The 23,890-nt window shown below is 54.9% G+C and carries 24 protein-coding genes; 19 read left to right on the forward strand and 5 right to left on the reverse strand.

Going from position 1 to position 23,890, the window contains the following annotated elements; genetic code table 11:
• Positions 1-61: 61 nt before the first annotated feature.
• Genes CFI10_RS08400 through CFI10_RS08410 form a run of 3 tightly spaced genes read left to right on the forward strand, consistent with a single transcriptional unit; the run spans position 62 to position 3,144 of the window.
• Positions 62-247, forward strand: coding sequence for a hypothetical protein (locus tag CFI10_RS08400; protein ID WP_091827026.1), 186 nt, complete (start codon positions 62-64; stop codon positions 245-247).
• Between the two features lie 59 nt (positions 248-306).
• Complete coding sequence (locus tag CFI10_RS08405; protein WP_206841310.1) at positions 307-2,247, forward strand: alkaline phosphatase D family protein; 1,941 nt, start codon at positions 307-309, stop codon at positions 2,245-2,247.
• 60 nt (positions 2,248-2,307) lie between these two features.
• A complete protein-coding gene (locus tag CFI10_RS08410; protein WP_206841312.1) occupies positions 2,308-3,144 on the forward strand; it encodes an ion transporter in 837 nt (278 codons plus the stop codon).
• 181 nt (positions 3,145-3,325) lie between these two features.
• Here the strand turns inward: CFI10_RS08410 and ltrA are convergent, their stop codons facing one another.
• Both ltrA and CFI10_RS08420 read right to left on the reverse strand, forming a co-directional pair.
• The gene (gene ltrA / locus CFI10_RS08415) at positions 3,326-5,041 is read right to left on the reverse strand and encodes a group II intron reverse transcriptase/maturase (RefSeq protein WP_206841315.1); all 1,716 of its coding nucleotides are present in this window, start codon (positions 5,039-5,041) and stop codon (positions 3,326-3,328) included.
• A gap of 1,173 nt (positions 5,042-6,214) precedes the next feature.
• Positions 6,215-7,849 carry an electron transfer flavoprotein-ubiquinone oxidoreductase gene (locus CFI10_RS08420; protein WP_206842050.1) on the reverse strand — a complete coding sequence of 545 codons (1,635 nt, stop codon included), beginning with the start codon at positions 7,847-7,849 and terminating at the stop codon, positions 6,215-6,217.
• Positions 7,850-8,114: 265 nt separating this feature from the next.
• Between CFI10_RS08420 and CFI10_RS08425 the strand changes: the two genes are divergently transcribed.
• The 4 genes from CFI10_RS08425 (at position 8,115) to CFI10_RS08440 (ending at position 11,285) form a co-directional block, all read left to right on the forward strand.
• Positions 8,115-8,864, forward strand: coding sequence for an electron transfer flavoprotein subunit beta/FixA family protein (locus CFI10_RS08425; protein WP_206841317.1), 750 nt, complete (start codon positions 8,115-8,117; stop codon positions 8,862-8,864).
• On the forward strand, positions 8,864-9,793 hold the full coding sequence (locus CFI10_RS08430) for an electron transfer flavoprotein subunit alpha/FixB family protein (RefSeq protein WP_091824520.1): 930 nt from the start codon (positions 8,864-8,866) through the stop codon (positions 9,791-9,793). The genes CFI10_RS08425 and CFI10_RS08430 overlap by 1 nt, the downstream gene beginning before the upstream one ends.
• 84 nt (positions 9,794-9,877) lie before the next feature.
• Positions 9,878-10,495: an ABC transporter ATP-binding protein gene (locus CFI10_RS08435; RefSeq protein WP_206841320.1), complete on the forward strand. Its 618-nt coding sequence runs from the start codon at positions 9,878-9,880 to the stop codon at positions 10,493-10,495.
• Entirely contained in the window at positions 10,482-11,285 is an 804-nt protein-coding gene (locus CFI10_RS08440; RefSeq protein WP_206841323.1) for an ABC transporter permease, read from the forward strand. The genes CFI10_RS08435 and CFI10_RS08440 overlap by 14 nt, the downstream gene beginning before the upstream one ends.
• 59 nt (positions 11,286-11,344) lie before the next feature.
• Here CFI10_RS08440 and CFI10_RS08445 read toward each other — a convergent pair whose 3' ends face one another.
• The gene (locus CFI10_RS08445; RefSeq protein ID WP_091824514.1) at positions 11,345-11,629 is read right to left on the reverse strand and encodes a hypothetical protein; all 285 of its coding nucleotides are present in this window, start codon (positions 11,627-11,629) and stop codon (positions 11,345-11,347) included.
• A 222-nt stretch (positions 11,630-11,851) separates the two neighbouring features.
• Between CFI10_RS08445 and CFI10_RS08450 the strand changes: the two genes are divergently transcribed.
• Positions 11,852-12,469 carry a flavin reductase family protein gene (locus CFI10_RS08450; RefSeq protein WP_206841326.1) on the forward strand — a complete coding sequence of 206 codons (618 nt, stop codon included), beginning with the start codon at positions 11,852-11,854 and terminating at the stop codon, positions 12,467-12,469.
• A gap of 85 nt (positions 12,470-12,554) precedes the next feature.
• Entirely contained in the window at positions 12,555-13,868 is a 1,314-nt protein-coding gene (locus CFI10_RS08455; protein ID WP_206841331.1) for a Na+/H+ antiporter family protein, read from the forward strand.
• Between the two features lie 3 nt (positions 13,869-13,871).
• Here CFI10_RS08455 and CFI10_RS08460 read toward each other — a convergent pair whose 3' ends face one another.
• Positions 13,872-15,017, reverse strand: a complete 1,146-nt coding sequence (locus CFI10_RS08460; RefSeq protein ID WP_206841334.1) for a GNAT family N-acetyltransferase — start codon at positions 15,015-15,017, stop codon at positions 13,872-13,874.
• Between the two features lie 68 nt (positions 15,018-15,085).
• On the opposite strand from CFI10_RS08460, the gene CFI10_RS08465 reads away from it, so the two are divergent.
• The 3 genes from CFI10_RS08465 to CFI10_RS08475 all read left to right on the forward strand — a co-directional run bounded on the left by CFI10_RS08465 (position 15,086) and on the right by CFI10_RS08475 (position 18,210).
• On the forward strand, positions 15,086-15,532 hold the full coding sequence (locus tag CFI10_RS08465) for an HIT domain-containing protein (protein ID WP_206841337.1): 447 nt from the start codon (positions 15,086-15,088) through the stop codon (positions 15,530-15,532).
• Positions 15,533-15,641: 109 nt separating this feature from the next.
• Positions 15,642-17,405, forward strand: a complete 1,764-nt coding sequence (gene aspS / locus CFI10_RS08470) for an aspartate--tRNA ligase (protein ID WP_206841339.1) — start codon at positions 15,642-15,644, stop codon at positions 17,403-17,405.
• A gap of 67 nt (positions 17,406-17,472) precedes the next feature.
• The gene (locus tag CFI10_RS08475) at positions 17,473-18,210 is read left to right on the forward strand and encodes a YebC/PmpR family DNA-binding transcriptional regulator (protein WP_206841340.1); all 738 of its coding nucleotides are present in this window, start codon (positions 17,473-17,475) and stop codon (positions 18,208-18,210) included.
• A gap of 62 nt (positions 18,211-18,272) precedes the next feature.
• Here CFI10_RS08475 and CFI10_RS08480 read toward each other — a convergent pair whose 3' ends face one another.
• On the reverse strand, positions 18,273-19,424 hold the full coding sequence (locus CFI10_RS08480) for an IS4 family transposase (RefSeq protein WP_206841342.1): 1,152 nt from the start codon (positions 19,422-19,424) through the stop codon (positions 18,273-18,275).
• Positions 19,425-19,621: 197 nt separating this feature from the next.
• On the opposite strand from CFI10_RS08480, the gene ruvC reads away from it, so the two are divergent.
• The 7 genes from ruvC to tolR all read left to right on the forward strand — a co-directional run bounded on the left by ruvC (position 19,622) and on the right by tolR (position 23,887).
• Positions 19,622-20,134 carry a crossover junction endodeoxyribonuclease RuvC gene (gene ruvC, locus CFI10_RS08485; RefSeq protein ID WP_091824495.1) on the forward strand — a complete coding sequence of 171 codons (513 nt, stop codon included), beginning with the start codon at positions 19,622-19,624 and terminating at the stop codon, positions 20,132-20,134.
• Between the two features lie 23 nt (positions 20,135-20,157).
• Positions 20,158-20,787, forward strand: a complete 630-nt coding sequence (ruvA, locus tag CFI10_RS08490) for a Holliday junction branch migration protein RuvA (protein ID WP_206841344.1) — start codon at positions 20,158-20,160, stop codon at positions 20,785-20,787.
• Positions 20,788-20,797: 10 nt separating this feature from the next.
• A complete protein-coding gene (ruvB, locus tag CFI10_RS08495) occupies positions 20,798-21,805 on the forward strand; it encodes a Holliday junction branch migration DNA helicase RuvB (RefSeq protein WP_206841346.1) in 1,008 nt (335 codons plus the stop codon).
• A gap of 63 nt (positions 21,806-21,868) precedes the next feature.
• Positions 21,869-22,276 (forward strand): TraR/DksA family transcriptional regulator, encoded by a 408-nt coding sequence (locus CFI10_RS08500; RefSeq protein WP_206841348.1) that lies wholly within the window; start codon positions 21,869-21,871, stop codon positions 22,274-22,276.
• 41 nt (positions 22,277-22,317) lie between these two features.
• The gene (gene ybgC, locus CFI10_RS08505) at positions 22,318-22,782 is read left to right on the forward strand and encodes a tol-pal system-associated acyl-CoA thioesterase (protein ID WP_341868550.1); all 465 of its coding nucleotides are present in this window, start codon (positions 22,318-22,320) and stop codon (positions 22,780-22,782) included.
• A complete protein-coding gene (gene tolQ / locus CFI10_RS08510; protein WP_091824481.1) occupies positions 22,782-23,459 on the forward strand; it encodes a protein TolQ in 678 nt (225 codons plus the stop codon). The genes ybgC and tolQ overlap by 1 nt, the downstream gene beginning before the upstream one ends.
• 11 nt (positions 23,460-23,470) lie before the next feature.
• Complete coding sequence (gene tolR, locus CFI10_RS08515) at positions 23,471-23,887, forward strand: protein TolR (RefSeq protein WP_091824478.1); 417 nt, start codon at positions 23,471-23,473, stop codon at positions 23,885-23,887.
• The last annotated feature ends 3 nt before the right edge of the window (positions 23,888-23,890 follow it).

Raw genomic sequence — 23,890 nt, forward strand, 5'->3', positions numbered from 1 at the left:
ACGGGCACAATAGGCGTGCAGAGCACTTGATCTCTGCCCCAACAGCGCGGAGGAGCATCCCATGAGTCAGAACACTCCACACCCCAAATTCATTGAAGCCATGAAGCAGCTCTCGGCCATGAGCGAGGAAGAGCGTCTTTCGGAAGAGAACAAGGAGCTGTTTGAGCAGGCGATGAACTATGCGCCTCTGGATATTCAGCCTGCTTTAATGGCGATCCGTAAAAAATACGAGGAACCTCTGCACTGATAACCTTCCACCTCAGGAGACCCGGGCCAAACGATGTGAGTTTGGCCTCAATCTGAACAATGTCGATATCTCTGCCTCCCTCCAGTTCCGACGCACGTTTTCCCGTTTTGGTTGGCCCCATTCTGCGCCGAATCACGCCTGATGAACTGACAATCTGGTGCCTGACCACTGAGGTGCTGGACTTTTCCCTGCGGCTGAAAACCACTCAGGGGGGAGTGCTTGACAGGGTTCTTACGAAAGACGAGTGCTGGTCACTTCAAGTTGGCGAGCATGCCTGGATTTGCCTGCTGAATCTGCAGCCGGAAAATCCACTGCCTACCGGGGAGCGCATTGATTACGATCTGCTGATTCGTGCTCAGGGCGATACTCGTTGGTGCTCCATACAGGAGTGGGGTCCGGACCTTCTCTATCCTGGTGAGCTTTTGCCCGGGTTTGTGATCCAGCCTCAGCTGCGCTCAATGCTGCATGGCTCTTGCCGCAAGCCGCATTATCCATCAAGGGATGGGCTGGCGCGTGCCGACGCCTGGCTGGAGCAGCATCTTGCTGCACCGGCTGACTGGCCGGCCGTGTTGATGCTCAGTGGTGACCAGCTCTACGCGGATGATGTGGCAGGGCCAATGCTAAGGGCGGCTCATCAGCTCAGTGATCGTCTGGGGCTGTGGGATGAAACACTCGAGGGAGGGGGGGCTGACAGTGGCATTGAGCTGAGGCAAAGCCCGTATTGCTACTATCAACGTGAACAGCTTTTGCCCAAGGATCAGCTGAGTGAAAATGTTCGGGAACGTTTTTTTGCCGGGGTACGCAAGCCCATTTTCACCAGTGACTCCGCACATAATCACCTGATTACCTTTGCTGAGGTGATCGCCAGCTATTGTCTGATCTGGTCGCCAAAGGCCTGGCAAGGGATTGATCTGAACCCGCCAGCGCTTTCCCCCCGTCATGCCGAGCTGTATGACCACGAATTGGATGCCATTCTTGGGTTTCGTGCACAGTTGCCTCAGGTTCGCCGGGTGATGGCACATTTACCCACGTACATGATCTTTGATGACCATGATGTTACGGATGACTGGAATTTGTCGGCTGCATGGGAGTTGTCCGCCTATGGTCATCCCTTCTCACGACAGATCATTGGTAATGCGATGATCGGTTATCTGCTTTGTCAGGGCAGTGGCAACGCGCCACGCAAGATCCGCAAACATTTGAGTGAGCATGTGGAGCGTTGGCTTAAAACACACGATGAAGAAGATCACCACAGCCTGATCGATGAGCTGATAGCGTTTCAGCGCTGGGACTACCTTATCCCCATTGATCCCGGTGTGCTGGTGCTGGATACGCGTACCCGCCGCTGGCGCGCCGAGCGCAACCTGAACAGCCCTTCAGGGTTGATGGACTGGGAGGCACTCACCGAGTTACAGCAGCACCTGCTGGATCGAAAAGCCGTGATTCTGGTCTCCCCGGCCCCTGTGTTTGGTGTAAAACTGATCGAGGCGGTACAAAAGACTTTCACCACTTTCGGCCAGCCTCTGATGGTGGATGCAGAAAACTGGATGGCACACCCAGGTGCAGCCAACGTGATCCTGAACATTTTCCGCCATACGCGTACACCTGAGCATTTTGTCGTGCTCTCGGGGGACGTGCACTACTCATTTGTGTACGACATCGAGATCCGTTTCCGCAAGGGTGGACCAAAAATCTGGCAGATCACCAGCAGCGGTCTGAAAAACGAGTTCCCGCCTCGTTTGCTGACTTTATTCGACCGGCTCAATCGTTGGCTCTACGCCCCTTCATCGCCGTTAAACTGGTTTACGCGACGTCGCCTGATGAAAGTATCCCCCCGGCGCCCGGAAGGTGCAGCAGAGGGCTGTCGGTTGGTCAATAAGGCGGGTATAGGGCTGGTTCGCTTTGCCGCAGATGGTGAGCCGGAAGAGGTCTGGCAGCTGGGGGCTGATGGCCGAGATGTACGTTTTGATCTGACCGACGAAGAGGAGCATTGGGGCTGAGGGGGCGCTGACGTATAATCCGCGCGCCTATCTACCATTTTGCTGCGGAGAGTACGTCGCATGAGGATTTACTGGACTCGACTTCAGGACAGGCTTGAGCGGCTGCGTGCCAATAAGCTGTTCGAGACCTTTGTCATTCTGGTCATTGTTACCTCGGCGCTGCTGATCGGGGCCAAGACTTACGAAGAAACGTCAAGGTTTGACCAACTGATCAACTGGCTCGATCTGGGTGTCACGCTGTTTTTCCTGTTTGAAATCATCGTCAGGATGGCAGCGGAAAAGCGGTTCTTCGACTTTTTCAAGAAAGGTTGGAACATCTTTGATTTCGTGATTGTTGTGGCCAGTCTGGTACCGATCAATGACTCCGAAATGGTCCTGATTGCACGTCTACTCAGGGTCTTCCGTGTTCTGCGACTGGTCTCCATGATCCCTGAGTTGCGTATGCTGCTGGCGGCGCTGGTGAAATCCATTCCGCGCATGGGTTATGTGGCTTTGCTTATGTTCATCATATTCTACATATATGCGGCCATTGGCAGTTTTCTGTTTGAAAACATCGACCCCTTCCTGTGGGGTAATATCACCATTTCGATGCTGACGCTGTTCCGTGTGGCCACTTTTGAGGACTGGACCGATGTCATGTACGCCACCATGGAAGAGTATCCGCTGAGTTGGATCTTCTATCTGAGCTTCATTTTCCTCACGGCGTTCATATTCCTGAACATGATGATTGGTATTGTGCTGGATGTGATGCAGAAGGAGAGCGCCGCGGAGCAGTTGGAGTCCGGGGAGGGGGAGGCCGCCGAAATTCACTGGATGCGTGAGCATATGGTTGCCATGAGCGAGCAACTACAGCGCATTGAGACAGCACTTGAACAGGAACGGATGCGTAACCGGTGAGTTAACTGTAGTCACTGCTTTGCAGCTGGAGCGTGCTTGTCAAAGCTGCTGACCATATTCTGATTCTGAAGTAACAAGGCCGGCTTAAAGCCGGCCTTGTTACTTTACGTCGGGTAGCCAAGGCGCATTGCTGCGCCCCAGCCCCCTAAGAACCGTACGTGCGAGTTTCCCCGCATACGGCTCAAGCCTCGTCTAAGCCCCTGGTGGGAACCAGCAACGTGACTGATGTTGCCAAGTTATGCACTTGGTAGTGGCAGTTCGGATGTAATAACACCAGATTTTCCAGCGTGTCAGGCCCACCTTGTACCCGAGGGATCAGGTGGTGCACATGCCAGCCGGTATCATGGGTGATCAGGTTCATGCATTGCAGGCATTTCCCTTTCTGGCGCGCATAGAGTGTGTTGATCCGTCGACGATGGCGAAGCGAGTCCTCCATGCGTGTCCGGCTCAATTCCTCAAAGTACACCTCCCATGCCGGATCAAAGGGATTGGCTTCCGCTTTGACCTTGATATGGCGCTTTATCCGTGTGTCGCTGGCATAAGTGAGTGATACTACTTTCTCACTTGCTTCCGCACCTGCCTTAGGGACGGCAAACGTCCACTGCCGATTACCGACGGTATGCCAGTAACGTCTGGCAATCCAGCGGCGTCGACGGTTTTTGTGGCGCCGTCGTGCCCATTTCCAGAGTGATTTCCAGAGTGCTGCATCCACCGAAGCAAACGCATCACTGGCCACCTGATGCTTGTGGTAGTTCACCCAGCCACGAATGACCGGATTCAGCTGCCAGATCAGGTATTCCTGAGCCACTCCGTTACTGGCCTTGATGATACCGCGGCACTTCTGCAAAAACGCCTTGGTATTCTTTCTGGAGGGTTTGATCAAAACCTTGGTGCCGAACTTACGTACGGTCCATCCCAGAAAATCAAAGCCGTGGTTGACGTGAGTTACGCATGTTTTTTCGGGTGACAACTTCAGACCACGAGTGGCCAGAAACACCTCGATCAGCGGTTTGACTTCCTGTTCCAGCAGCTCTTTCGAGATGCCGGTAACAATAAAGTCATCCGCGTAGCGTACAAGTCCTACTTTGGTTTTGCGCCGCCGTTTGCTGCCTTTTGCACCGAAGTGCTCAGCCAGTAATGTCTCCAAACCATCCAGAGCCATGTTGGCAAGTGTGGGTGAAATAATGCCACCTTGCGGTGTGCCTTCATCCGTTTTCCACACTCGGCCCATGTCGACAACGCCGGCTTTTAGCCAGCTGCGCAGTACCTTTTTGTCCATTGGGACGTGGTCAACCAGCCATTGGTGGTCGATATGGTCAAAACACCCCTGTATGTCCGCTTCAAGAATCCATTCGGGACAGCCGCGTTTACACAGCACCTGGTGACACTGCGTGATTGCATCGGCGGTTGAACGCTGCGGCCTGAATCCATAGGAGTTAGGGTCCGCCGTGGTTTCCGCCACAGGTTGTAAGGCGAGCAGGTACAGTGCCTGCATGGCTCTGTCCTGCATGGTTGGAATGCCCAGCAGGCGCTCCTTGCCATTTGCCTTGGGGATGCGGACTCGGCGCAGTGGCAAAGCCTTGTATCCCCGTCGTTTCAATCGACCAATCGCCCGCCACTTGGCTTCGGGCGTGCCCCATAGCTCCCGATCAACGCCGGGAGTTCTGCGGCCCTTGTTTTCAGTCACTCGCTTCACGGCCAAGGCTCGGCCACAAAACGAACGCGTCAGGAAGCGTTGCAGGGCCTTGACCTGGCGCCACTTCCGTTCACGAGCTGCTTTGGCGATCCGAATCTGTATCCCTCGGACAGTCCTTTCAACATGACGCCAGTCGATCTGGTGCCAGCCTTCAGGCCTGCCGGAGAGTGCAGAATCCGCCGGAGTTGGATTGCTGGTCATGCTAATCTCCTTTACAGCCTGAGCAGGAGACGGACCAGCCCTGACGGGAGGTCTGTTCCCGTCAGGAATTGAGTTGTTGGGTACACGTATCAGCCGAGCCTCAACGTGCGACCCGTTTCGAGGGTTGCCCAGTTGTCTCGCCACGCAAGACCAGATGGAAGTGGGCACAGCTTTCGCTGGCAGCCATGTTTCGTGCTGCTATCCGTAGGATTAACCACGGCCTTCGCTTTTTCCATCCTCCTCTACCCGCATCCCCAACAGTTCTCCTCACGATGAACCTGCCCAATGGGCAGGGGTACGGGCTTACCGAGTTCATTCAAAGAAACACGAGCAACGTAGATGCCGTCTTTTCGCCGCTGGTTGAAGGGTGCCGTCTGGTGAATATAGAGCACCAGAGCCAACCAGATACCTTTTGGTTGAAGCCTGTCAGTGACTTTGGCTCCGTCCCGATAACGACGTTTATCAACGGTTCACGTACGTTCATCCTATTGCTCAGCCTAGCCCCTCAGCCGCATTGTCACTCGCAGCGTCTGACGCACCCTCACGGGTAGCGCCACCTCCGAGGAGGGGGTACATTGTCAGGAAGCTTCGCACAAAACAGTTACCCGTCCTGCACTATCCCTAGGCTACCGCAGGGCACACTGCGGGTCTCACTACCGGTCAGTCGGTGAGACAATTCCTCTGAACGCTTAGGCGTTTGATCCCAACACCTCAATCACCTATGGTCTGTTTGGACCGTTGTTCCATTACTCATCCAACCAACTCTGAACAGGTTGGCCAGACATGACTAAAATGTAGTGACTGATCAGTGTCAGCCGCGACGATGTTTTGTCAGTTCCACAGAGTGGAGAGGGTCAGGAAGGGTCTTCATTGGACGAGGTGCAGGTCAAATCAGCGGTTGAGAAAGCCGCCAACACGCAACCGTGCCCTGATCATGGGCTTGGCATACGTGCCCCACGCGACAGCCAAGGCAGCCAATCGCGCAGGGTTATGACCTGTGGAGGACTATTTACAGCCCTCCAATATGAGTGCCCAAGTCGGGCAGTGTTAAGATAAGTGGTCGATTCAAGGCTCGACCGAGTGGCATCCAGCTGACTGACGCTTGACACCACGTTACGCAAATACCTATTATAAACAGGCACTTACGCCAGCAAACGCGACTTCTCGTCGCACCTACATATTGGGGTAGTTCGGCCCACCGGCACCTTCAGGTACCACCCAGTTGATGTTTTGGGCTGGGTCCTTGATATCACAGGTCTTGCAGTGGACGCAGTTCTGCGCATTGATCTGGAACTGCGGGCCACTATCGCCTTCCACCACTTCATACACACCGGCAGGGCAGTATCGCTGAGCCGGTTCGGCATATTTGGGCAGGTTCTGGTTGATGGGGATGCTCGGGTCTTTCAGCTGCAGGTGGCAGGGCTGATCCTCTTCGTGGTTGGTGTTGGAAAGAAACACGGATGAGAGTTTGTCGAACGACAGGACGCCATCCGGTTTCGGGTACTGAATTTCCGTACTCTCACTGGCCAGCTTAAGCTGCTCATGATCCTTATGCAGGTCATGCAGGGTCACCGGGATTTTGCCGCCGAACCAGTTCTGGTCGATATAGTTGAACGCACCGCCCAGATAAGGGCCGAATTTGTGCATCGCCGGGCCGAAGTTGCGTCCACGATACAGCTCGTCATACAGCCATGAGGCCTGGTAAGCATCGGTAAAGCCGGTCAGGTCCTTGCCGCCTGCATCGCCATTAACCAGTGCCGCTGCAATCGACTCTGCCGCCAGCATGCCGGATTTCATGGCGGTATGAATGCCTTTAATCTTGGAAAAGTTCAGCGTGCCGGCATCACAGCCGATCAGCAGGGCACCTGGCATGGTCATCTTCGGCAGGGTGTTGAAGCCTCCCTTGGTGATGGCTCGGGCGCCGTAGGCCACGCGCTTGCCACCTTCGAGATACTGCTTGATCTCGGGGTGATGTTTCATGCGCTGGAACTCGTCGAACGGGCTTAGATATGGGTTGGAATAGTTCAGGTCGATAATCAGACCCACAACGACCTGGTTGTCTTCGGCATGGTAGAGGAAAAAACCGCCACTGGCGCCGTCGCTCAGCGGCCAGCCGGAGCCGTGTACGACCAGGCCGGGCTTGTGTTTGGCAGGGTCAATATCCCACAGCTCCTTGATACCGATGCCGTAGTGTTGAGGGTCAGCATCCTTGTCGAGCGCGTACTTCTCGATCAATTGTTTGCCCAAGTGGCCACGACAGCCCTCAGAGAAAATCGTGTATTTGGCATGCAGTTCCATGCCGGGCATGTAGTTGGGGCCCTGTTCACCGCTGGCGGTCACACCCATATCACCGGTTGCGATCCCTTTAACACTGCCGTCCTCGTTGTACAGTACTTCGGCGGCGGCAAAGCCCGGGAACACTTCTACACCCAGCTGTTCTGCCTGTTCACCCAGCCAGCGGGTGACATTGGCGAGGCTGACAACATAGTTGCCGTCATTGTGCATGGTCTTGGGCACAAAGGCGTTGGGCAGTTTGATGGCACCGGTTTCATTCTTGAGCAGAAACACCTGATCTTCTGTCACAGGCGTTTTCAGCGGGGCACCATTCTCTTTCCAGTCGGGGAAGAGCTCATCCAGTGCGCGGGTTTCCATCACGGCACCGGAAAGAATATGGGCGCCGACCTCAGATCCTTTTTCAACTACACAAACGGTCAGTTCCTGCTCGGCTGACTTGGCCTGTTGCATCAGACGGCACGCTGCCGAGAGCCCGGCAGGCCCGGCGCCTACGATTACTACATCAAATTCCATCGATTCGCGATTCACGGTTGCTCCTCCATCGGTGCAGATGGTTTATTCTTCTATTTATTGTAAGTCATTATGACTGACTCTATTGTATGTAAATTAGTATAAGTGAAAACCCTTATTTCTGAAATTATCGATATTGATCCGGTCTGGCGAGGCTTTTGGATAGGGGTTATTGCTTATTCTGTGTGGCTGGTTATCATGCGTGACAATGCCCAAAAGAGGTGAAGTCGCCTCCGGTGACCCATAACAACAAGCAAAGGATATGACAATGAAGGTGCTGGTAACGGTTAAGCGAGTTATCGACTACAACGTCAAGGTCCGGGTTAAATCCGACCAGTCCGACGTTGATCTGAATAATGTAAAAATGGCAATTAACCCCTTCTGCGAAATCGCAGTCGAGGAGGCAGTTCGCCTGAAAGAGTCCGGTCAAGCCAGCGAGGTAGTCGTGGTCTCTCTGGGGCCTCAGGCCGCTCAGGAACAGCTGCGCACGGCGCTGGCTCTTGGTGCCGATCGGGCCATTCTGGTTCAGAGCGATGATCCGCTGGAGTCTCTCTCGGTGGCAAAATTGCTGGCCAAGGTAGTCGAAAATGAGAAGCCTGATCTGATATTGATGGGCAAGCAGGCGATCGACTCCGACAATAATCAGACCGGTCAGATGCTGGCGGCACTGACGGGTATGGGACAGGGAACCTTTGCGTCCGAAGTAAAAATTGATGGCAACAAGGTCACTGTCACGCGCGAAGTTGATGGTGGTCTGCAGACCGTTGCAGTTAATACACCTGCAGTGGTGACGGTAGACCTACGGTTGAATGAACCGCGTTATGCTTCGTTGCCAAACATCATGAAAGCCAAGCGCAAGCCGCTGGAAACGCTTACGCCGGCAGATCTGGGGGTTGCGATCAAGGCTCACACGAAACTGCTTAAGGTAGAGCCGCCAGCTGAACGTTCAGCCGGTATCAAAGTGGCTGATGTGGCCGAGCTGATCGATAAACTCAAGAACGAGGCGAAGGTGATCTGATGAGTATTCTGGTAATTGCTGAACATGACAATCAGGTGCTGAAGCCTTCCACTCTAAGCACTTTGGCTGCTGCCGCACAGATCGGCGGTGACGTTACCCTGCTGGTCGCTGGCAACGGTTGTGCCGCTGCCGCTGATGCCGCAGCCAAGGCGTCAGGCGTCAGTAAGGTGCTGCTGGCGGACAATCCGGCGTATGACCATGAAATTGCTGAAAACATGGCAGCCCTGATCGTATCCATGGCTGAAGGATTCACGCATATTCTGGCACCGGCGACCGCCAACGGTAAAAACTTTATGCCGCGGGTTGCTGCATTGCTGGATGTGGGGCAGATCTCGGATATCATCAAGGTGGAGTCCGCCGATACTTTTGCCCGTCCAATTTATGCCGGTAACGCCATTGCAACCGTTCAGTCATTGGATGTGGTCAAGGTGATCACCGTTCGCGGTACCGCATTTGACGCGGTGGCGGCGGAAGGTGGCAGTGCAGCCGTTGAAACTCTGAGCCAGGTGGAAGATACCGGACTTAGCCAGTTTATCGGTGAAGAAATGGCGAAGTCTGATCGTCCTGAACTGACGTCGGCGCGTGTCGTTATTGCCGGGGGGCGCGGCATGGCAGACAGCGAACATTTCCACCTGCTGGAAAAGGTTGCCGACAAGTTGGGTGCCGCTGTTGGCGCTTCCCGTGCGGCTGTCGACGCTGGCTTTGCACCCAACGATATGCAGGTAGGGCAGACTGGCAAGATCGTTGCGCCAGAGCTCTACATCGCTGTAGGCATCTCCGGCGCAATCCAGCACCTTGCAGGCATGAAAGATTCCAAAGTAATTGTCGCTATTAACAAGGATGAAGAGGCACCGATTTTCCAGGTAGCTGATTATGGTCTGGTGGCTGATCTGTTCACCGCGTTACCTGAATTGGACAGTGCACTTTAATCCACGAAAAGCGTAGTCCAAAATGCCCAAACCGGAGCCCAGCTGCTAAGCTGGCTCCGGTTTTCTGCTTTCAGGGGGTCGATTTTGTCGCCCGTTACGCTACACCTCAAACGACTTTCAAATGAACTGATTCAGCCGTTCGATCTTTCGATCGGGCCCGGAGAAATATGTTGTATCAGTGGGCAGTCCGGCAGCGGCAAAAGCCGCCTGCTGCGTGCCGTTGCTGATTTGGAGCCACACTCAGGCGAGGTGTCGCTGGATGGCTTGGAACAGCAGCAGCTGCCGGCACATCTGTGGCGGCAACGGGTACGCCTCGTCCCGGCCGAAAGCCAGTGGTGGAGTGAGCGCGTGGGGGACCACTTTCCTGCAGAGTTTAATGGCGAGGATCTTGAAACCTTGGGCCTGCCGGTTGAAGCCCAGGAATGGGATGTAATGCGACTATCATCCGGTGAGAAACAGCGATTGGGCTTGCTGCGCGCACTGGCTTTTCCCTTGCAGGTACTATTGTTGGATGAGCCCTGCGCCAACTTGGATCCTGAAACCACCCTGCGAGTGGAGGCAATGCTGCTGGATCGCATTCAAACAGAGGGCTGGCCAGTACTTTGGGTCGCACACGATGCTGCCCAGATGCAACGCGTGGCGGATTACCGGTTCCAAATCAGGCATGAGCAGTTGGTTGAGGTGACCGATGAGCGTGATTGATATCAGCTGGTGGCAACTGTCACTGGCCGCAGGGCTGGTACTGGTGCTGGCATTACTGGCCTGGCAGGCCCGCTTGGGGATCAGTCGCAGTTTGCTGGTCGCAAGCGCACGTACTGTAGCGCAACTGTTTTTGATCGGCCTTGTGCTGGAGTTGCTTTTTTCTGTTGGGACACTGTTGTGGGTGAGTTTGATGGCGTTGGTGATGCTGTTGTTGGCCGGGCGCGAGGTAATGGCGAGGCAGCAGCGCCGCTTCAGCGGCGGCTGGGCTTATTGCATCGGCACCGCGTCAATGTTTGTATCATCCTTCAGTGTTGCGGTGATCACACTTCTGGTGCTAGTGGGGCCAGATCCCTGGTATCGGCCACAATATGCCATCCCGCTGTTGGGTATGCTGCTGGGCAATACCATGACCGGTGTGGCGCTCAGTCTGGATCGGCTCACTGAAACAGCGTGGCAGCAACGTGCGCAGATTGAAAACCGCCTGATGCTGGGGCAAAACTGGAAGCAGGCCTTGGGTCCCATTCAGCGTGATGCAATGCGTGCAGGCATGATGCCCAGCATCAATGCGATGGCGGCAGCGGGCGTCATAAGCTTGCCGGGCATGATGACGGGGCAGATTCTCGCAGGTACGGCACCGGCACTGGCGGTCAAATACCAGATTTTGATCATGCTGATCATAACGCTGGGCAGTGGCTTCGGGGTGATGTTGGCCGTGGTGGCAGGCAGCTGGCGCCTGTTTGATCAGCGCCAGCGCTTGCGAATGGATCGACTGGTGAAGCGGGCCGAGTAACCCTTCGTGGGTAAGTGGCCCTGCACAGCAGGAAATACTTAGGCTCTGGCATCACCTGATCAGGAAGCCAGCATCTGCTCTTGTGCCTTTTTTACCGGGTGGCTGGCGATGAAGTGACGCAAAGCGCCCGCCAGAAGTGCCTGCTTTTGGTGGTCACCACAGCGGCGTGCACGTTCAATATCATCCAGAATGAAACTCTGAATACGCTTTTCGCCATCATGTGTTACGAGATAATGCCCAAGGGCAACAGCTATCATCGGGTCCATATGTTCATGTTCGGCGATGGCGGCGATTTCGTCAGCCGAGAGGTCACTCATCTCCAGGCATTCTTCGTACGTCAGCATACCAATCCTCCTCGCATTTGAGGTTTTATGAAGGGGTCACCCGATAGCGGGAGTTTCAGTTTAGGCTTTTGGCACAGGTTTACGAGGGTGTCTGGCTGCAAGATTTTCATCCTTCAAGCCGATTTCTGCACTGTTGTTCATGTTGCACCTGCGCATCAAAATGGGTGCCAATGGCGCTGAATGGTATGCTGTGGCCCTTTAACGGCTTGAGCAGGAGCAATAATGATCATCGAAGCAAATCAGGTAAGTTCGACCGAGATCTATCACACCTTGACCCAAGTCATTATTCCGCGCCCTATAGCCTGGGTGCTGAGCCCTAATGATGAGGCAGGCAGCAGTCATAATCTTGCGCCGTTTTCGTTTTTCAATGTGGTGTGCAGTGATCCACCCATCCTGATGCTTTCCATCGGCAGCAAAAGTGACGGCAGTATGAAAGATACCTGTTATAACCTGTTGGAATACAAGCGTTGTGTGATTCATATCGCAGCCAATCATCAGGCGCAGATGGTCAGCGACAGCGCGGCTGAACTGGCCCGAGGCGAGTCGGAACTGACGTTGACGGGGCAGACGCTAATGCCTTTCGATGGCACCGGATTGATGCGATTGCCGGATGCGCCGGTTGCGCTTGCCTGTCGGCTGCATCAACACATTGAGGTGGGCAATCGACCCCAGAATCTGTTGCTGGTGGAAGTGGAGCGAATCTGGATCGATGACGCTGTATGCGGACGGGATGCGAAAGGGCGGATGAGATTTGAGGCAGACAGAATCAAGCCGCTGGCACGATTGGGCGGTACCGAGTACGCAACACTGGGTGAGCTGTTCAGCATCCGCCGCAGCTGAGGTTTGACATCAATCCGTCACTGCTGCAGAGTGCGCGCTTTTTTCGTCTACCTTGAGCAGTAAACGCTGCAGGAGAAACTGACTGATGAATGCCGTAGTGGCCGCAGTGCTGGTGATGCTGGTGCTGAGTCTGGTGCGTACACCCGTGGTGGTGGCGCTGATTCTGGGGGCTTTGAGTGCGGGCCTGTTGGCGGGGATGGGGCTTGAGCAGACATTGGCAGCGTTCAGCGGAGGTATTGGTGGTGGCGCCGAAGTGGCCCTGAGCTATGCCATGCTGGGTGGTTTTGCCGTTGCCATTGCCCAGTCGGGCTTGCCTCATGCCATGGCTGATCTGGTGCAGCGCAAGCTGGGGCAAGATAATGGCAATACGCGAGTTATAAAATATGCACTGGTACTGGTGATTCTGGCGATAGCCATCTCCTCTCAGAACCTGATACCGATTCATATCGCATTTATTCCCCTGCTGATTCCACCATTGTTGCTGGTGATGAGCAAAATGCAGCTGGACCGCCGTCTGATTGCCTGCGTGCTGACTTTCGGCCTTGTGACACCTTACATGTTCCTGCCGGTGGGGTTTGGCGGAATTTTTCTCAACAATATTCTGCTGAAAAACATTGCCGATAATGGCCTCACAATGGAAGGCATCAATGTGATGTCCGCCATGTGGATCCCGGCAGCCGGCATGGTAGCGGGGCTGCTGCTGGCGATGGTCAGTTATGGTCGCAAGCGTCATTATGACCTGGCACCACTGGAGCAGGTGGAGAGAGTAAAGGTTGAATACAGTTCCACTCGCCTGGTAGCGGTCATTGTCGCGATGCTGGCGGCATTTGGTATTCAACTCTGGACAGGCTCAATGGTATTGGGCGCGTTGGCAGGCTATATGATCTGTACCGTCACCGGTATCGTGCGCTGGAAACAAGCCGATGGAGTACTGATCGACGGCATGAAAATGATGGCGATGATCGGCTTTATCATGATCACGGCGGCGGGTTTTGCCGAAGTACTGCGCCAAACCGGTGAAATTACCACGCTGGTGAGCAGCAGCGCCGAGCTGATTGGCCAGAATAAAGCGCTGGCTGCGCTGTTGATGCTGGTGGTGGGGCTGCTGATCACGCTGGGCATTGGTTCGTCTTTTTCGACCATTCCGATCATTGCGGCGATCTATGTGCCGCTGGCGTTGTCGTTGGGTTTCAGTCCGCTTGCCATTGTGGCGCTGGTCGGTACTGCTGCGGCATTGGGTGATGCAGGTTCACCGGCTTCAGACTCCACGCTGGGACCCACTGCGGGGCTGAATGTGGACGGTCAGCATCACCATATCTGGGATACGGTGGTGCCCACCTTCTTGCATTACAACCTTCCGCTGCTGGCGGCGGGCTGGGCCGCAGCAATGATTCTCTGAGCCTTACTGAGCTTGCACGTCAGGCTGTTTGAATGGCAGCCAGCTGTGCAATGCCTCCATCTGTTCCTGCATGGCGGGAGACTCCTGCTGCAGGAAGTTACGAATCGCCGCTTCAAACCCCGGGTGTGCGATCCAGTGCAATGACCCGGTCGCAATCGGCTCAAAGCCGCGCTGGATTTTGTGCTCCCCCTGGGCGCCCGGGTCAAAGCGAGCAAGGCCCTGCTCAATGCAAAATTCGATACCCTGATAGTAGCAGGCCTCGAAATGCAGGCAGTCATATTCCTCCATGCAGCCCCAGTAACGGCCATAAAGCGTATCTTCACCAATGAAGCAGAGTGCAGCGGCGATGGCATTGCCTTCAAGCTCGGCCAGTATCAACAGCAGTTGTTCGGGCATGCTCTGATGCAAGCGGTGAAAAAAGTCCGGTGCCAGATACCCCTGTCGACCACGCTTGAGGTAGGTCATCTGGTAAAAGCGGTAAAACAGATCCAGTTGCTCGCGAGTGATCGCCTTGCCCCGGATTCGCCGCAGACTGATGCCCTGTTGTTCGACTTTCTTGCGTTCACGTCGAACCGCCTTGCGCTTGCGTGAGCTGAAACGATCGAGAAAATCATCAAAATTACGATAATCCCGGTTGAACCAGTGGTACTGCACACCCAGACGGTGAAGTAATGGTTGCGGTGCGCACCGCAGCTCCGGTTGTGGCAAGAACAGGCCATGCCATGAAGAGGCGTGTGTCTGGCTGCACACCGACTGTACCAGCGCGGGCAATTGCTGCATTACTTCAGCGGGGCTGAGATGGGTGCCAAAACGTGGTCCGGTGGCGGGCGTGAAGGGTACTGCAGTCAGCAGCTTCGGGTAGTAGTTGAGTCCGTGGTGTTCATAGGCGTCGGCCCATGCCCAATCGAACACATATTCGCCCCAGGAGTGGGTTTTCAGATACAGCGGCATCAGCATCAGCGGATTACCATCGTCATCGAGCAGTTCTGCATGCATGGGCTGCCAGCCGGTAGCTGTGCTGACGCTGCCGGAGGCTTCCAGTGCATGTAGGAACTCGTAACGCAGAAACGGATATTGGATGCCGCAGAGTGCATTCCAGCGCGGCTGACCGATCGACTCTATACTTTGATGCAGATTGACTTTAGCCATGTCGACCTATACTAATCAGTGTAACTGTTGGATTAAAAAGCATATTTAACGATTCAAGGAGCAGGGCAATGGATGAACTGGAGCTGGAGTTTGAGCTTGATCCCCGTCTGATCACCGATACGATTGCCATTGGTGACTATCCTCTCTGTCGCTTGCTGCTGATGAATGACAGCCAGTACCCCTGGTTCATTCTGGTGCCCCGCCGGGCCGGTGTCACGGAACTGTACCATCTGCCGGCCAATGAGCAGCAACAGCTCATGCATGAGGCCAGCGACCTGGCTGAAACACTGGCGGATATGTTTCAGGCACGCAAGATGAATGTCGCCTGCCTGGGCAATATGGTGCCACAGCTGCACATGCATGTGATTGTCCGAAAGGAGAGCGATGCAGCCTGGCCCGGCCCCGTCTGGGGTAAGGTCCCTGCTGTTGCCTATACGCAGGAACAGCTTGATCGGGTCCGAGGCAAGCTGGAAGCTTTGCTTGACGGAGAAATGGCATTCGAACCACATAACTGAGCTTTTACCGGTCTTATCCCTGCCGCCGGGCCTGTCAGGCCCGGCTAAATCGGTTATAATTCCCGCCTTTCATTTTCCTTGATGCACCCGGATACAGGAACAGGACAGTATGCGTAGCCATTATTGCGGCGATCTCAGATCAGAACATATCGGTGAAGATGTCACACTCTGCGGCTGGGTACACCGTCGCCGTGACCATGGTGGAGTGATTTTTCTCGACCTGCGTGACCGTGAAGGCATCACTCAGGTGGTGTTTGACCCGGATCGTGAAGAAAGCTTCAATCTGGCTGACAGCGTCCGCAACGAATACGTGGTTGAAGTGCGCGGTACCGTGCGTGGGCGTCCGGAAGGCACCATCAACAAGGAGATGGGCACCGGCGAAATCGAAGTGCTGGGCAAGGAACTGGTCATTCTGAACAAGTCTGAAACCCCGCCGTTCCAGCTGGACGAACACCAGCAAGTGGGTGAGGATGTGCGCCTGCGTCACCGCTATATCGACCTGCGTCGTCCGGAAATTCAGCGCAAGCTGCGGTTTCGCTCCAAAATCACGCATAACATCCGCAACTATCTGGAAGACAACGGTTTTCTCGATATCGAGACCCCGATTCTGACCCGCGCAACCCCTGAAGGTGCGCGTGACTATCTGGTGCCAAGCCGTACTCACGAAGGCAGCTTTTTTGCCCTGCCGCAGTCGCCTCAGTTGTTCAAGCAGCTGTTGATGGTGTCCGGTTTCGATCGCTACTATCAGATCGCCAAGTGCTTCCGTGATGAAGACCTGCGTGCTGACCGTCAGCCTGAATTCACCCAGATCGATATCGAAACCTCGTTCATGGACGAGGAAGGGATCATGGGCCTGACCGAAGGCATGATCCGCAGGCTGTTTATCGAACTGCTGGACGTGGATCTGGGCGACTTTCCGCGCATGCCATACTCAGAAGCGATGCACCGCTACGGCTCCGACAAGCCGGATCTGCGTATTCCGCTGGAGCTGGTGGACGTTGCTGACCTGCTTCAGGATATTGAATTCAAGGTATTTGCCGGTCCTGCCAAGGACCCGAAAGGTCGCGTAGCGGCACTGAAGGTACCGGGTGGTGCCGAACTGACCCGCAAGATCATCGACGAGTACACCAGTTTTGTCGGTATCTACGGTGCCAAGGGTCTGGCCTGGATCAAGGTCAACGAGCTGGAGAAGGGTGCCGAAGGCCTGCAATCTCCGATTGTGAAATTCCTGGGTGAAGACGTGGCCATGAAGGTCATGCAGCGCCTGGAAGCCAAAAACGGCGACATCGTGTTCTTCGGTGCCGACAAAGCGACGGTTGTCAACGAAGCCCTGGGTGCGCTGCGCATCAAGGTCGGCGAAGATATGAACCTGATCGAACGCGAGTGGGCGCCGCTGTGGGTGGTCGACTTCCCGATGTTCGAAGAGAACAGCGATGGCTCCATGACCGCGCTGCACCACCCGTTCACTTCGCCGAGCTGCAGCCCGGAAGAACTGATCGCCGAGCCCGAAGGCAAGCTTTCCCGTGCCTACGACATGGTACTGAACGGCACCGAATTGGGTGGCGGTTCCATCCGTATCCATGATCAGACCATGCAGAAAGCCGTATTCAAGGTGCTGGGTATCTCCGATGAGGAAGCGGACGAGAAATTCGGCTTCCTGTTGAATGCACTCAAGCACGGCGCACCGCCTCATGGTGGCCTGGCGTTTGGTCTTGATCGTCTGGTGATGCTGATGACCGGTTCCACTTCAATTCGTGAAGTGATTGCCTTCCCGAAAACCCAGAGTGCTGCCTGTCTGCTGACCGATGCACCGGGTGAGGTGAGTGCCGCGCAGCTGCGCGAACTGAATATCAAGCTGCGCAAAACTCCCTGATTGCGCACCCGGGGCGACCATCAGTGTCGCCCCATTTGTTTACACGACCGATATTTGAGGATGTTGTATGGCAGGTCATTCCAAGTGGGCTAACATCAAGCACCGCAAGGCGGCTCAGGACGCCAAGCGCGGCAAGATCTTCACCAAGCTGATTCGTGAGTTGACCGTCGCCGCCAAAGAGGGTGGTGGCACTCCGGAAGACAACCCGCGTCTGCGTGCGGCGATGGACAAGGCGCTGGGCGCCAACATGAAGAAGGACACCATCGAAAAGGCGATTCAGCGTGGTGCAGGCGGTGGCGAGGGTGACAACTACGATGAGCTGACCTACGAAGGCTACGGCCCCAACGGCGTGGCCATTCTGGTCGAGTGCATGACCGACAACGTCAACCGTACCGTGTCTCAGGTGCGGGCTGCCTTCAACAAGGCGGGTGGCAACCTGGGTACCAACGGTTCGGTTGCCTATCTGTTCGAGAAAAAAGGTCAGATCAGCTTCGGTGAAGGCGCTGATGAAGACGCGATCATGGAAGCGGCGCTGGAATCGGGGGCTGATGACGTCGTCACCAACGAAGACGGCTCCATCGACGTGTTTGCGCCTTGGCAGGAGTTCATGGACGTGAAACAGTCGCTGGTAGATGCCGGGTTCGAGCCGGTTTATGCCGAGGTTGGCATGATTCCGTCCACTACGGTTGAGCTGGATGTGGAAAGCGGTCAGAAAGCGCTGAAGTTGATCGACGCGCTGGAGGATCTCGATGATACCCAGAACGTGTATCACAATGCCGAAATCCCCGAAGAAGCGATGGAATAAACGCGCAGCATGATGGCTGATGGAAACCGGGGGCAACCCCACTGCTGTCCCATAGTTTTTGATCATAAAGGGATCCTCATTTGAGGGTCCCTTTTTTCTGGCTTTAGTGAAGGAGGATTAAGTAGCGCCCAAAGGGGTATGCGTTCGAACAAGCTCACCTGAAGTGTTCGCATTATGCGTTGTACGCTCCAGCCTTGCCGGGCGCTGTGGCGAGCAAACGAGAGCAGTAGATAGCAGATCATGGCGATCCAGATCTGCGTCAGCACAGCATTCTTACTGTTACCTAAAAACGCCTTTATCTTCAGGTTTTGCTTGAGTGCTTTGAAGAAGAGTTCCACCTGCCAACGATCCTTATAGATCGACGCAATTGTCGTCGCGGCCAGCTTGAAGTTGTTGGTGATAAAGCGGAAGTGTTTACCGCTTTCCGGGCAGTTATACCCCACCAATCGAAGCGTGGGTGCGCCCTGTTTTTGCGCGTGCTGACTGCTCAACTCAATCACTTGATCGTACTCAACCGACGTCTCGGCACGTACTGGATTCGATTTCTGCACCTGATAAACAGCTTTGGGTCTCAGTCGCGTGACAAAGCTAACCTTTTGTTTTGTTAGCTCTCCATACCAGCGGTAATCAACATAGCCCTTATCAAAAGCCACGATACTGCCTGCCGGGAAGGTGATCTGGCGCCCCTGAATCAAATCGCCTTCCCGTCCATCACTGAGCGCAACGAACTCGGGAATTAAGCTGGCGTTGTTCAGGCCAGTATGCAGCTTTACACCAGCTTTTGACTGATGGATTTTTGCCCAGGGGAAAATGTTCAATGACAGATCGATGGTGCTGGCATCGAGTGAATAAAGTGGATTTTTGAAGCGAAATTTATGCGCATTTGAACGCACAGAACAGCGCTGCAAAAGCTTATAAAAGATGGCCTCATAGAGCTCGGCAGGCTGCTGCTCATTGAGGCGGGCGAGGGTTGAGCGAGCAATCGGCTTGGCTCCGAGGTGGTAGAGCTTATGCCGCTGACTGGCGAGGCTAGACTCGATGTCGCGAAGACTTTGTCGGCCAGAAATCTGGGACATCGCAATGCCAATGAACTGATCCCAGCGTGAAGCTGAACGGAGCTTTTGCCCCACATGATGCTCACGAGCCGTTCGCTCAAAATCGTGTCTGGACAAAGGCTGGAGCAACTGATGAAACGCGGTGTTATGATGAGACAAAGCCTGAATCCTTTGTGAGTAGAGTGTTTGGTCGCACTCTCATTTTACTCACTTGGATTCAGGCTTTCTCATTTGCTGCCATTTATGGGACAGCAGTGGGGGCAACCCCGGTTTTTTTTGAGCAAAACACCTTGCTTTGGTGTATAAATATACAGATATAGTCGCTTAAACCTTTACTGGAGTTTCGAGGCAGGTCCATGCTGATATTGGGGATCGATCCCGGCTCAAGAATTACCGGCTATGGTGTCATTCGCGTGGCGGGTCCTCGTACCGAGTACGTTGCCAGTGGCTGCATCCGCATCAGTGGTGACGTTCTTGCAGATCGACTGCAGCAGGTGTATGCCGGCGTGACTGAAGTCATTGAGCGCTATCAGCCTCAGGAAATGGCCATTGAGCAGGTGTTCATGTCGCGCAATGCGGATTCGGCGCTTAAGCTGGGCCAGGCGAGGGGGGTGGCGATCGTGGCCGGTGCCAACCGCCTGCTGCCGGTATCCGAGTATGCGGCCCGTCGCGTCAAACAATCGGTGGTAGGCAATGGTGGTGCCGACAAGGCGCAGGTGCAGCACATGGTGATGCACCTGCTGAAGTTGCCGGGGCTGCCCCAGGCGGATGCGGCAGATGCGCTGGCCATCGCGCTCTGCCATGCTCATACCTGTGCGGGGCAAATTCAGCAAGCGCGCGGCAAAACGGCCGGGCGCTGGCGTTACTGATTTATCTTGGAGATGCAAAGCGCGTGATCGGACACCTCAGAGGTCGAATTCTGGAAAAACAGCCGCCCTGGATGCTGCTGGATGTTAACGGTGTGGGCTACGAGGTCGAAGCCTCGATGAACACCTTTTACAAATTGCCGGAAGTGGGAGCCGAAGTGTCACTACACACCCACTTTGTGGTGCGCGAAGACGCCCAGCTGTTGTACGGCTTTGCCGATCAGCAGGAGAAACTTCTGTTCCGCTCATTGATCAAGGTGAACGGTGTAGGCCCTAAACTGGCGCTTTCTATACTGTCCGGTATCAGTGCCAATGACTTTATCCGCAGTGTGCACAACGAAGACACAACGGCGCTGGTGCGGGTGCCGGGAGTGGGCAAAAAGACGGCGGAACGTTTGATTGTTGAAATGAAAGACCGCCTCAGTCAGCTGCAGCTGCCGACCTTGACCGAGCTGGAGCTGAGCAGTGGCAACCAGTCCGAGACGGTTTTGGTTCCGGAAGCGGACCACCGTGCGGAAGCCGAAAGCGCGCTGATCGCACTGGGTTACAAGCCGCAGCAAGCCACACGCGCGATTGAACAGGCAGTACAGGCACTGGGAGAAGATGCGGTCACCGAAACGCTGATACGCCATGCCCTGCGTACTATGGTGGGTTGAGACAAATGCTATGAGAATTGAAGCCGACCGTTTTATTACGCCCATGGCGGCGCCTGCCGAAGAGGTTCAGGATCGTGCCATACGCCCCAAGCTGCTCAAGGATTATGAAGGGCAGCCTGTGGTACGTGAGCAGATGGAAATTTTTATCCATGCGGCACGCAACCGGAACGAAGCGCTGGATCATACGCTGATTTTCGGCCCGCCCGGGCTTGGTAAAACTACACTGGCCAATATCATCGCTCATGAGATGGGCGCGCAGATCCGCACCACTTCCGGCCCGGTGCTGGAGAAGGCCGGTGATCTGGCAGCCTTGTTGACCAACCTTGAAGCTGGTGACGTGCTGTTTATTGACGAAATACACCGACTAAGCCCCAATGTTGAAGAAGTACTCTATCCGGCGATGGAAGACTACCAACTGGATATCATGATCGGTGAAGGGCCGGCGGCGCGTTCAATCAAGCTGGATCTGCCGCCTTTTACCCTGGTGGGTGCCACCACTCGGGCGGGTTTGCTCACTTCTCCCTTGCGGGACCGTTTTGGGATAGTACAACGGCTTGAGTACTACTCGATTCAGGATCTGACCGGTATCGTAATGCGCTCGGGGCAGTTGTCGGGTACCCATATCGATGAAGACGGAGCTCGAGAGGTGGCAAGACGATCACGCGGCACGCCGCGTATCGCCAACCGACTGTTGCGCCGGGCACGCGACTTTGCCGAGGTGAAGGGTGATGGCCGCATTACCAAGGATATTGCCGATCTGGCGCTGAACATGCTGAATGTGGATGAGCGTGGCTTTGACCATATGGACCGTCGTCTTTTACTGGCGATGATCGAAAAGTTCGGTGGTGGTCCGGTGGGGATCGACAGTCTTGCAGCCGCAATCAGTGAAGAACGCGATACTATCGAGGATGTGCTGGAGCCCTATCTGATCCAGCAGGGATTCATGATGCGCACCCCGCGTGGGCGCGTAGTCACTGACCATGCCTATGTCCACTTCGGGATTGAAAGGCCTGACTGATATCAATAGTTTATTGATGTGTTTAGTCTCTCAAACAACTGACTGATAAAGATCAAGTCGGCAATGTGCCTGTCCGTCTACGATGATGACAGTCCACTAGCGGAGATCATCATCATGTCGGCCGTACTGAATCATCATGAGCTGGAAGGCTTCTCTGAGGAGCTGCATGAGCTGCTTACGTCCATGCAGGAAGAGGTCCGTGATGAGTTGCATGATATCGAGCATGTGCGTCAGCTTCTTAGATCGATCCCTCCCGGGCAGACCGAGCTGCAGGCTACACTTGAAGTCGCCAGGCGATTGGACTTGGAGCATCTGCGCCATCATCTCGATGTCATTGGGCGCTGCAACGAAGCACTGGAGCGTATCAATCGAGGTCGCTACGGCAGCTGCTGTCGCTGTGGCGAAACAATCGAGCTGAACCGTCTCAGGGCTGATCCACTCACGGAGTGCTGCCTGACTTGTCAGGAGTAGCGCCTCCCCCCCTTGTATTAAAATCTGCGGCTGCTATTGTTGTGTGCCATCTGCAACCTGATCAGGTCGACGGCATGCCGTTTCAGTGGCCGCTACGTGTCTACATCGAAGATACCGATCTCGGTGGTATTGTCTACTACGTTAATTACCTGAAGTTCATGGAGCGTGCGCGCACTGAGCTGCTGCGGCAATGTGGTGGCTCTCAGCAGGCGCTGATGGCTGACGATATCATTTTTGTCGTAACACGAACCGAGTGCCGTTACTTGGCCCCTGCACGTCTGGATGATGAACTTCTGGTCGAAGTGAGTATCGAACGGGCGAGCAGGGTGAGGGTATCCTTTCAGCAGCGTATTGTCTGCCAGGCGGATAATCGTCTGCTGTGTGAGGCTGATGTGGATGTTGCCTGTGTGCGCGCTTCAGACATGAAGCCGACACGATGGCCTGATAACCTGCTTCAATCCATGAAAACTGTTACCAAGTCACTGCCTGCTGTCGAGGAGAAATAATGGAAGGCAAACTGCCAATCTGGAGTCTCGTTGAAAATGCGAGCCTCACCGTTCAATTCATTATGGTGCTGCTGTTCCTGGCCTCGTTTATTTCATGGGTGATGATTTTTCAGCGCCACCAGGTGCTGCGCAAGGCACGCCGCTCCATGCGTCAGTTTGAGGATCGCTTCTGGTCGGGAGTGGATCTGGCTCAGCTGTTCCGTGATGTGAACCAGTCTCCCAATACGATCTGTGGGGCGGAGAATATCTTTCGTGCGGGTCTGCAGGAATTTACTCGGCTGACTCAGAAGGCCAACCGTGAGCCGGATGTAGTGATGAACGGTGTTCAGCGCGCCATGCGTGTTGCCATGGCGCGTGAAGAAGAAAAGCTGGAGCGTCATTTGCCGTTTTTGGCCACCGTGGGTTCAACCGCTCCGTATATGGGGCTGTTCGGTACCGTTTGGGGGGTTATGAACGCCTTCCGTGGACTGGCAACCGTTCAACATGCCGCCATCTCGGTAGTGGCGCCGGGTATTGCTGAGGCTCTTATCACTACTGCGATCGGTCTGTTTGCCGCAATACCGGCGGTGGTGGCCTATAACCGTTTTGCCTCCCAAGCCGAGTCTCTGTTGAGTAACTATGAAACCTTTGCCGATGAGTTTTCCAGCATTCTCTACCGGCGTGTGCACTCCGTCTGAGGTTTTAATCTATGGATTGGCGTCCACGCAAGCAACGCAAAATCAACGCGGAAATCAATGTTGTCCCTTATATTGAGGTGATGACCGTACTACTGGTCATTTTCATGCTGACTTCGCCAATGTTGACTCAAGGGGTAGATGTGAATCTGCCTCAGGCCGGTGCCGAGCCAGTGGAAACGGAAGACGAAGAGCCTCTGGTGCTGACGGTTGATCGTGAAGGACAGTATTACATCAACGTGGGAGGTGATGACCGGGTCCCAATTAGCCGTGAGGAGGTGGCCAGCCGTGTCGGAAAAGTGCTGGCCAGCGCACCACGAAAACTGTTGCTGGTAAGAGGTGATCGGGACGCAAGCTATGATCAGGTAGTGCAACTGATGGTATTGCTGCAGCAGGAAGGGGCAACCAGTGTTGGCCTGGTGACGGAATAGCGC

It is taken from the genome of Marinobacterium iners, from assembly GCF_017310015.1.
Lineage (GTDB): Bacteria > Pseudomonadota > Gammaproteobacteria > Pseudomonadales > Balneatricaceae > Marinobacterium > Marinobacterium iners.

What these genes read in the sequence shown, in the direction of transcription:
- CFI10_RS08400 (WP_091827026.1), top strand. Translation starts at nt 62, where the DNA reads ATGAGTCAGAACACTCCACACCCCAAATTCATTGAAGCCATGAAGCAG.
- CFI10_RS08405 (WP_206841310.1), top strand. Translation starts at nt 307, where the DNA reads ATGTCGATATCTCTGCCTCCCTCCAGTTCCGACGCACGTTTTCCCGTT.
- CFI10_RS08410 (WP_206841312.1), top strand. Translation starts at nt 2,308, where the DNA reads ATGAGGATTTACTGGACTCGACTTCAGGACAGGCTTGAGCGGCTGCGT.
- ltrA (WP_206841315.1), bottom strand. Translation starts at nt 5,041, where the DNA reads ATGACCAGCAATCCAACTCCGGCGGATTCTGCACTCTCCGGCAGGCCT.
- CFI10_RS08420 (WP_206842050.1), bottom strand. Translation starts at nt 7,849, where the DNA reads ATGGAATTTGATGTAGTAATCGTAGGCGCCGGGCCTGCCGGGCTCTCG.
- CFI10_RS08425 (WP_206841317.1), top strand. Translation starts at nt 8,115, where the DNA reads ATGAAGGTGCTGGTAACGGTTAAGCGAGTTATCGACTACAACGTCAAG.
- CFI10_RS08430 (WP_091824520.1), top strand. Translation starts at nt 8,864, where the DNA reads ATGAGTATTCTGGTAATTGCTGAACATGACAATCAGGTGCTGAAGCCT.
- CFI10_RS08440 (WP_206841323.1), top strand. Translation starts at nt 10,482, where the DNA reads ATGAGCGTGATTGATATCAGCTGGTGGCAACTGTCACTGGCCGCAGGG.
- CFI10_RS08445 (WP_091824514.1), bottom strand. Translation starts at nt 11,629, where the DNA reads ATGCTGACGTACGAAGAATGCCTGGAGATGAGTGACCTCTCGGCTGAC.
- CFI10_RS08450 (WP_206841326.1), top strand. Translation starts at nt 11,852, where the DNA reads ATGATCATCGAAGCAAATCAGGTAAGTTCGACCGAGATCTATCACACC.
- CFI10_RS08455 (WP_206841331.1), top strand. Translation starts at nt 12,555, where the DNA reads ATGAATGCCGTAGTGGCCGCAGTGCTGGTGATGCTGGTGCTGAGTCTG.
- CFI10_RS08460 (WP_206841334.1), bottom strand. Translation starts at nt 15,017, where the DNA reads ATGGCTAAAGTCAATCTGCATCAAAGTATAGAGTCGATCGGTCAGCCG.
- CFI10_RS08465 (WP_206841337.1), top strand. Translation starts at nt 15,086, where the DNA reads ATGGATGAACTGGAGCTGGAGTTTGAGCTTGATCCCCGTCTGATCACC.
- aspS (WP_206841339.1), top strand. Translation starts at nt 15,642, where the DNA reads ATGCGTAGCCATTATTGCGGCGATCTCAGATCAGAACATATCGGTGAA.
- CFI10_RS08475 (WP_206841340.1), top strand. Translation starts at nt 17,473, where the DNA reads ATGGCAGGTCATTCCAAGTGGGCTAACATCAAGCACCGCAAGGCGGCT.
- ruvC (WP_091824495.1), top strand. Translation starts at nt 19,622, where the DNA reads ATGCTGATATTGGGGATCGATCCCGGCTCAAGAATTACCGGCTATGGT.
- ruvB (WP_206841346.1), top strand. Translation starts at nt 20,798, where the DNA reads ATGAGAATTGAAGCCGACCGTTTTATTACGCCCATGGCGGCGCCTGCC.
- CFI10_RS08500 (WP_206841348.1), top strand. Translation starts at nt 21,869, where the DNA reads ATGTGCCTGTCCGTCTACGATGATGACAGTCCACTAGCGGAGATCATC.
- tolQ (WP_091824481.1), top strand. Translation starts at nt 22,782, where the DNA reads ATGGAAGGCAAACTGCCAATCTGGAGTCTCGTTGAAAATGCGAGCCTC.
- tolR (WP_091824478.1), top strand. Translation starts at nt 23,471, where the DNA reads ATGGATTGGCGTCCACGCAAGCAACGCAAAATCAACGCGGAAATCAAT.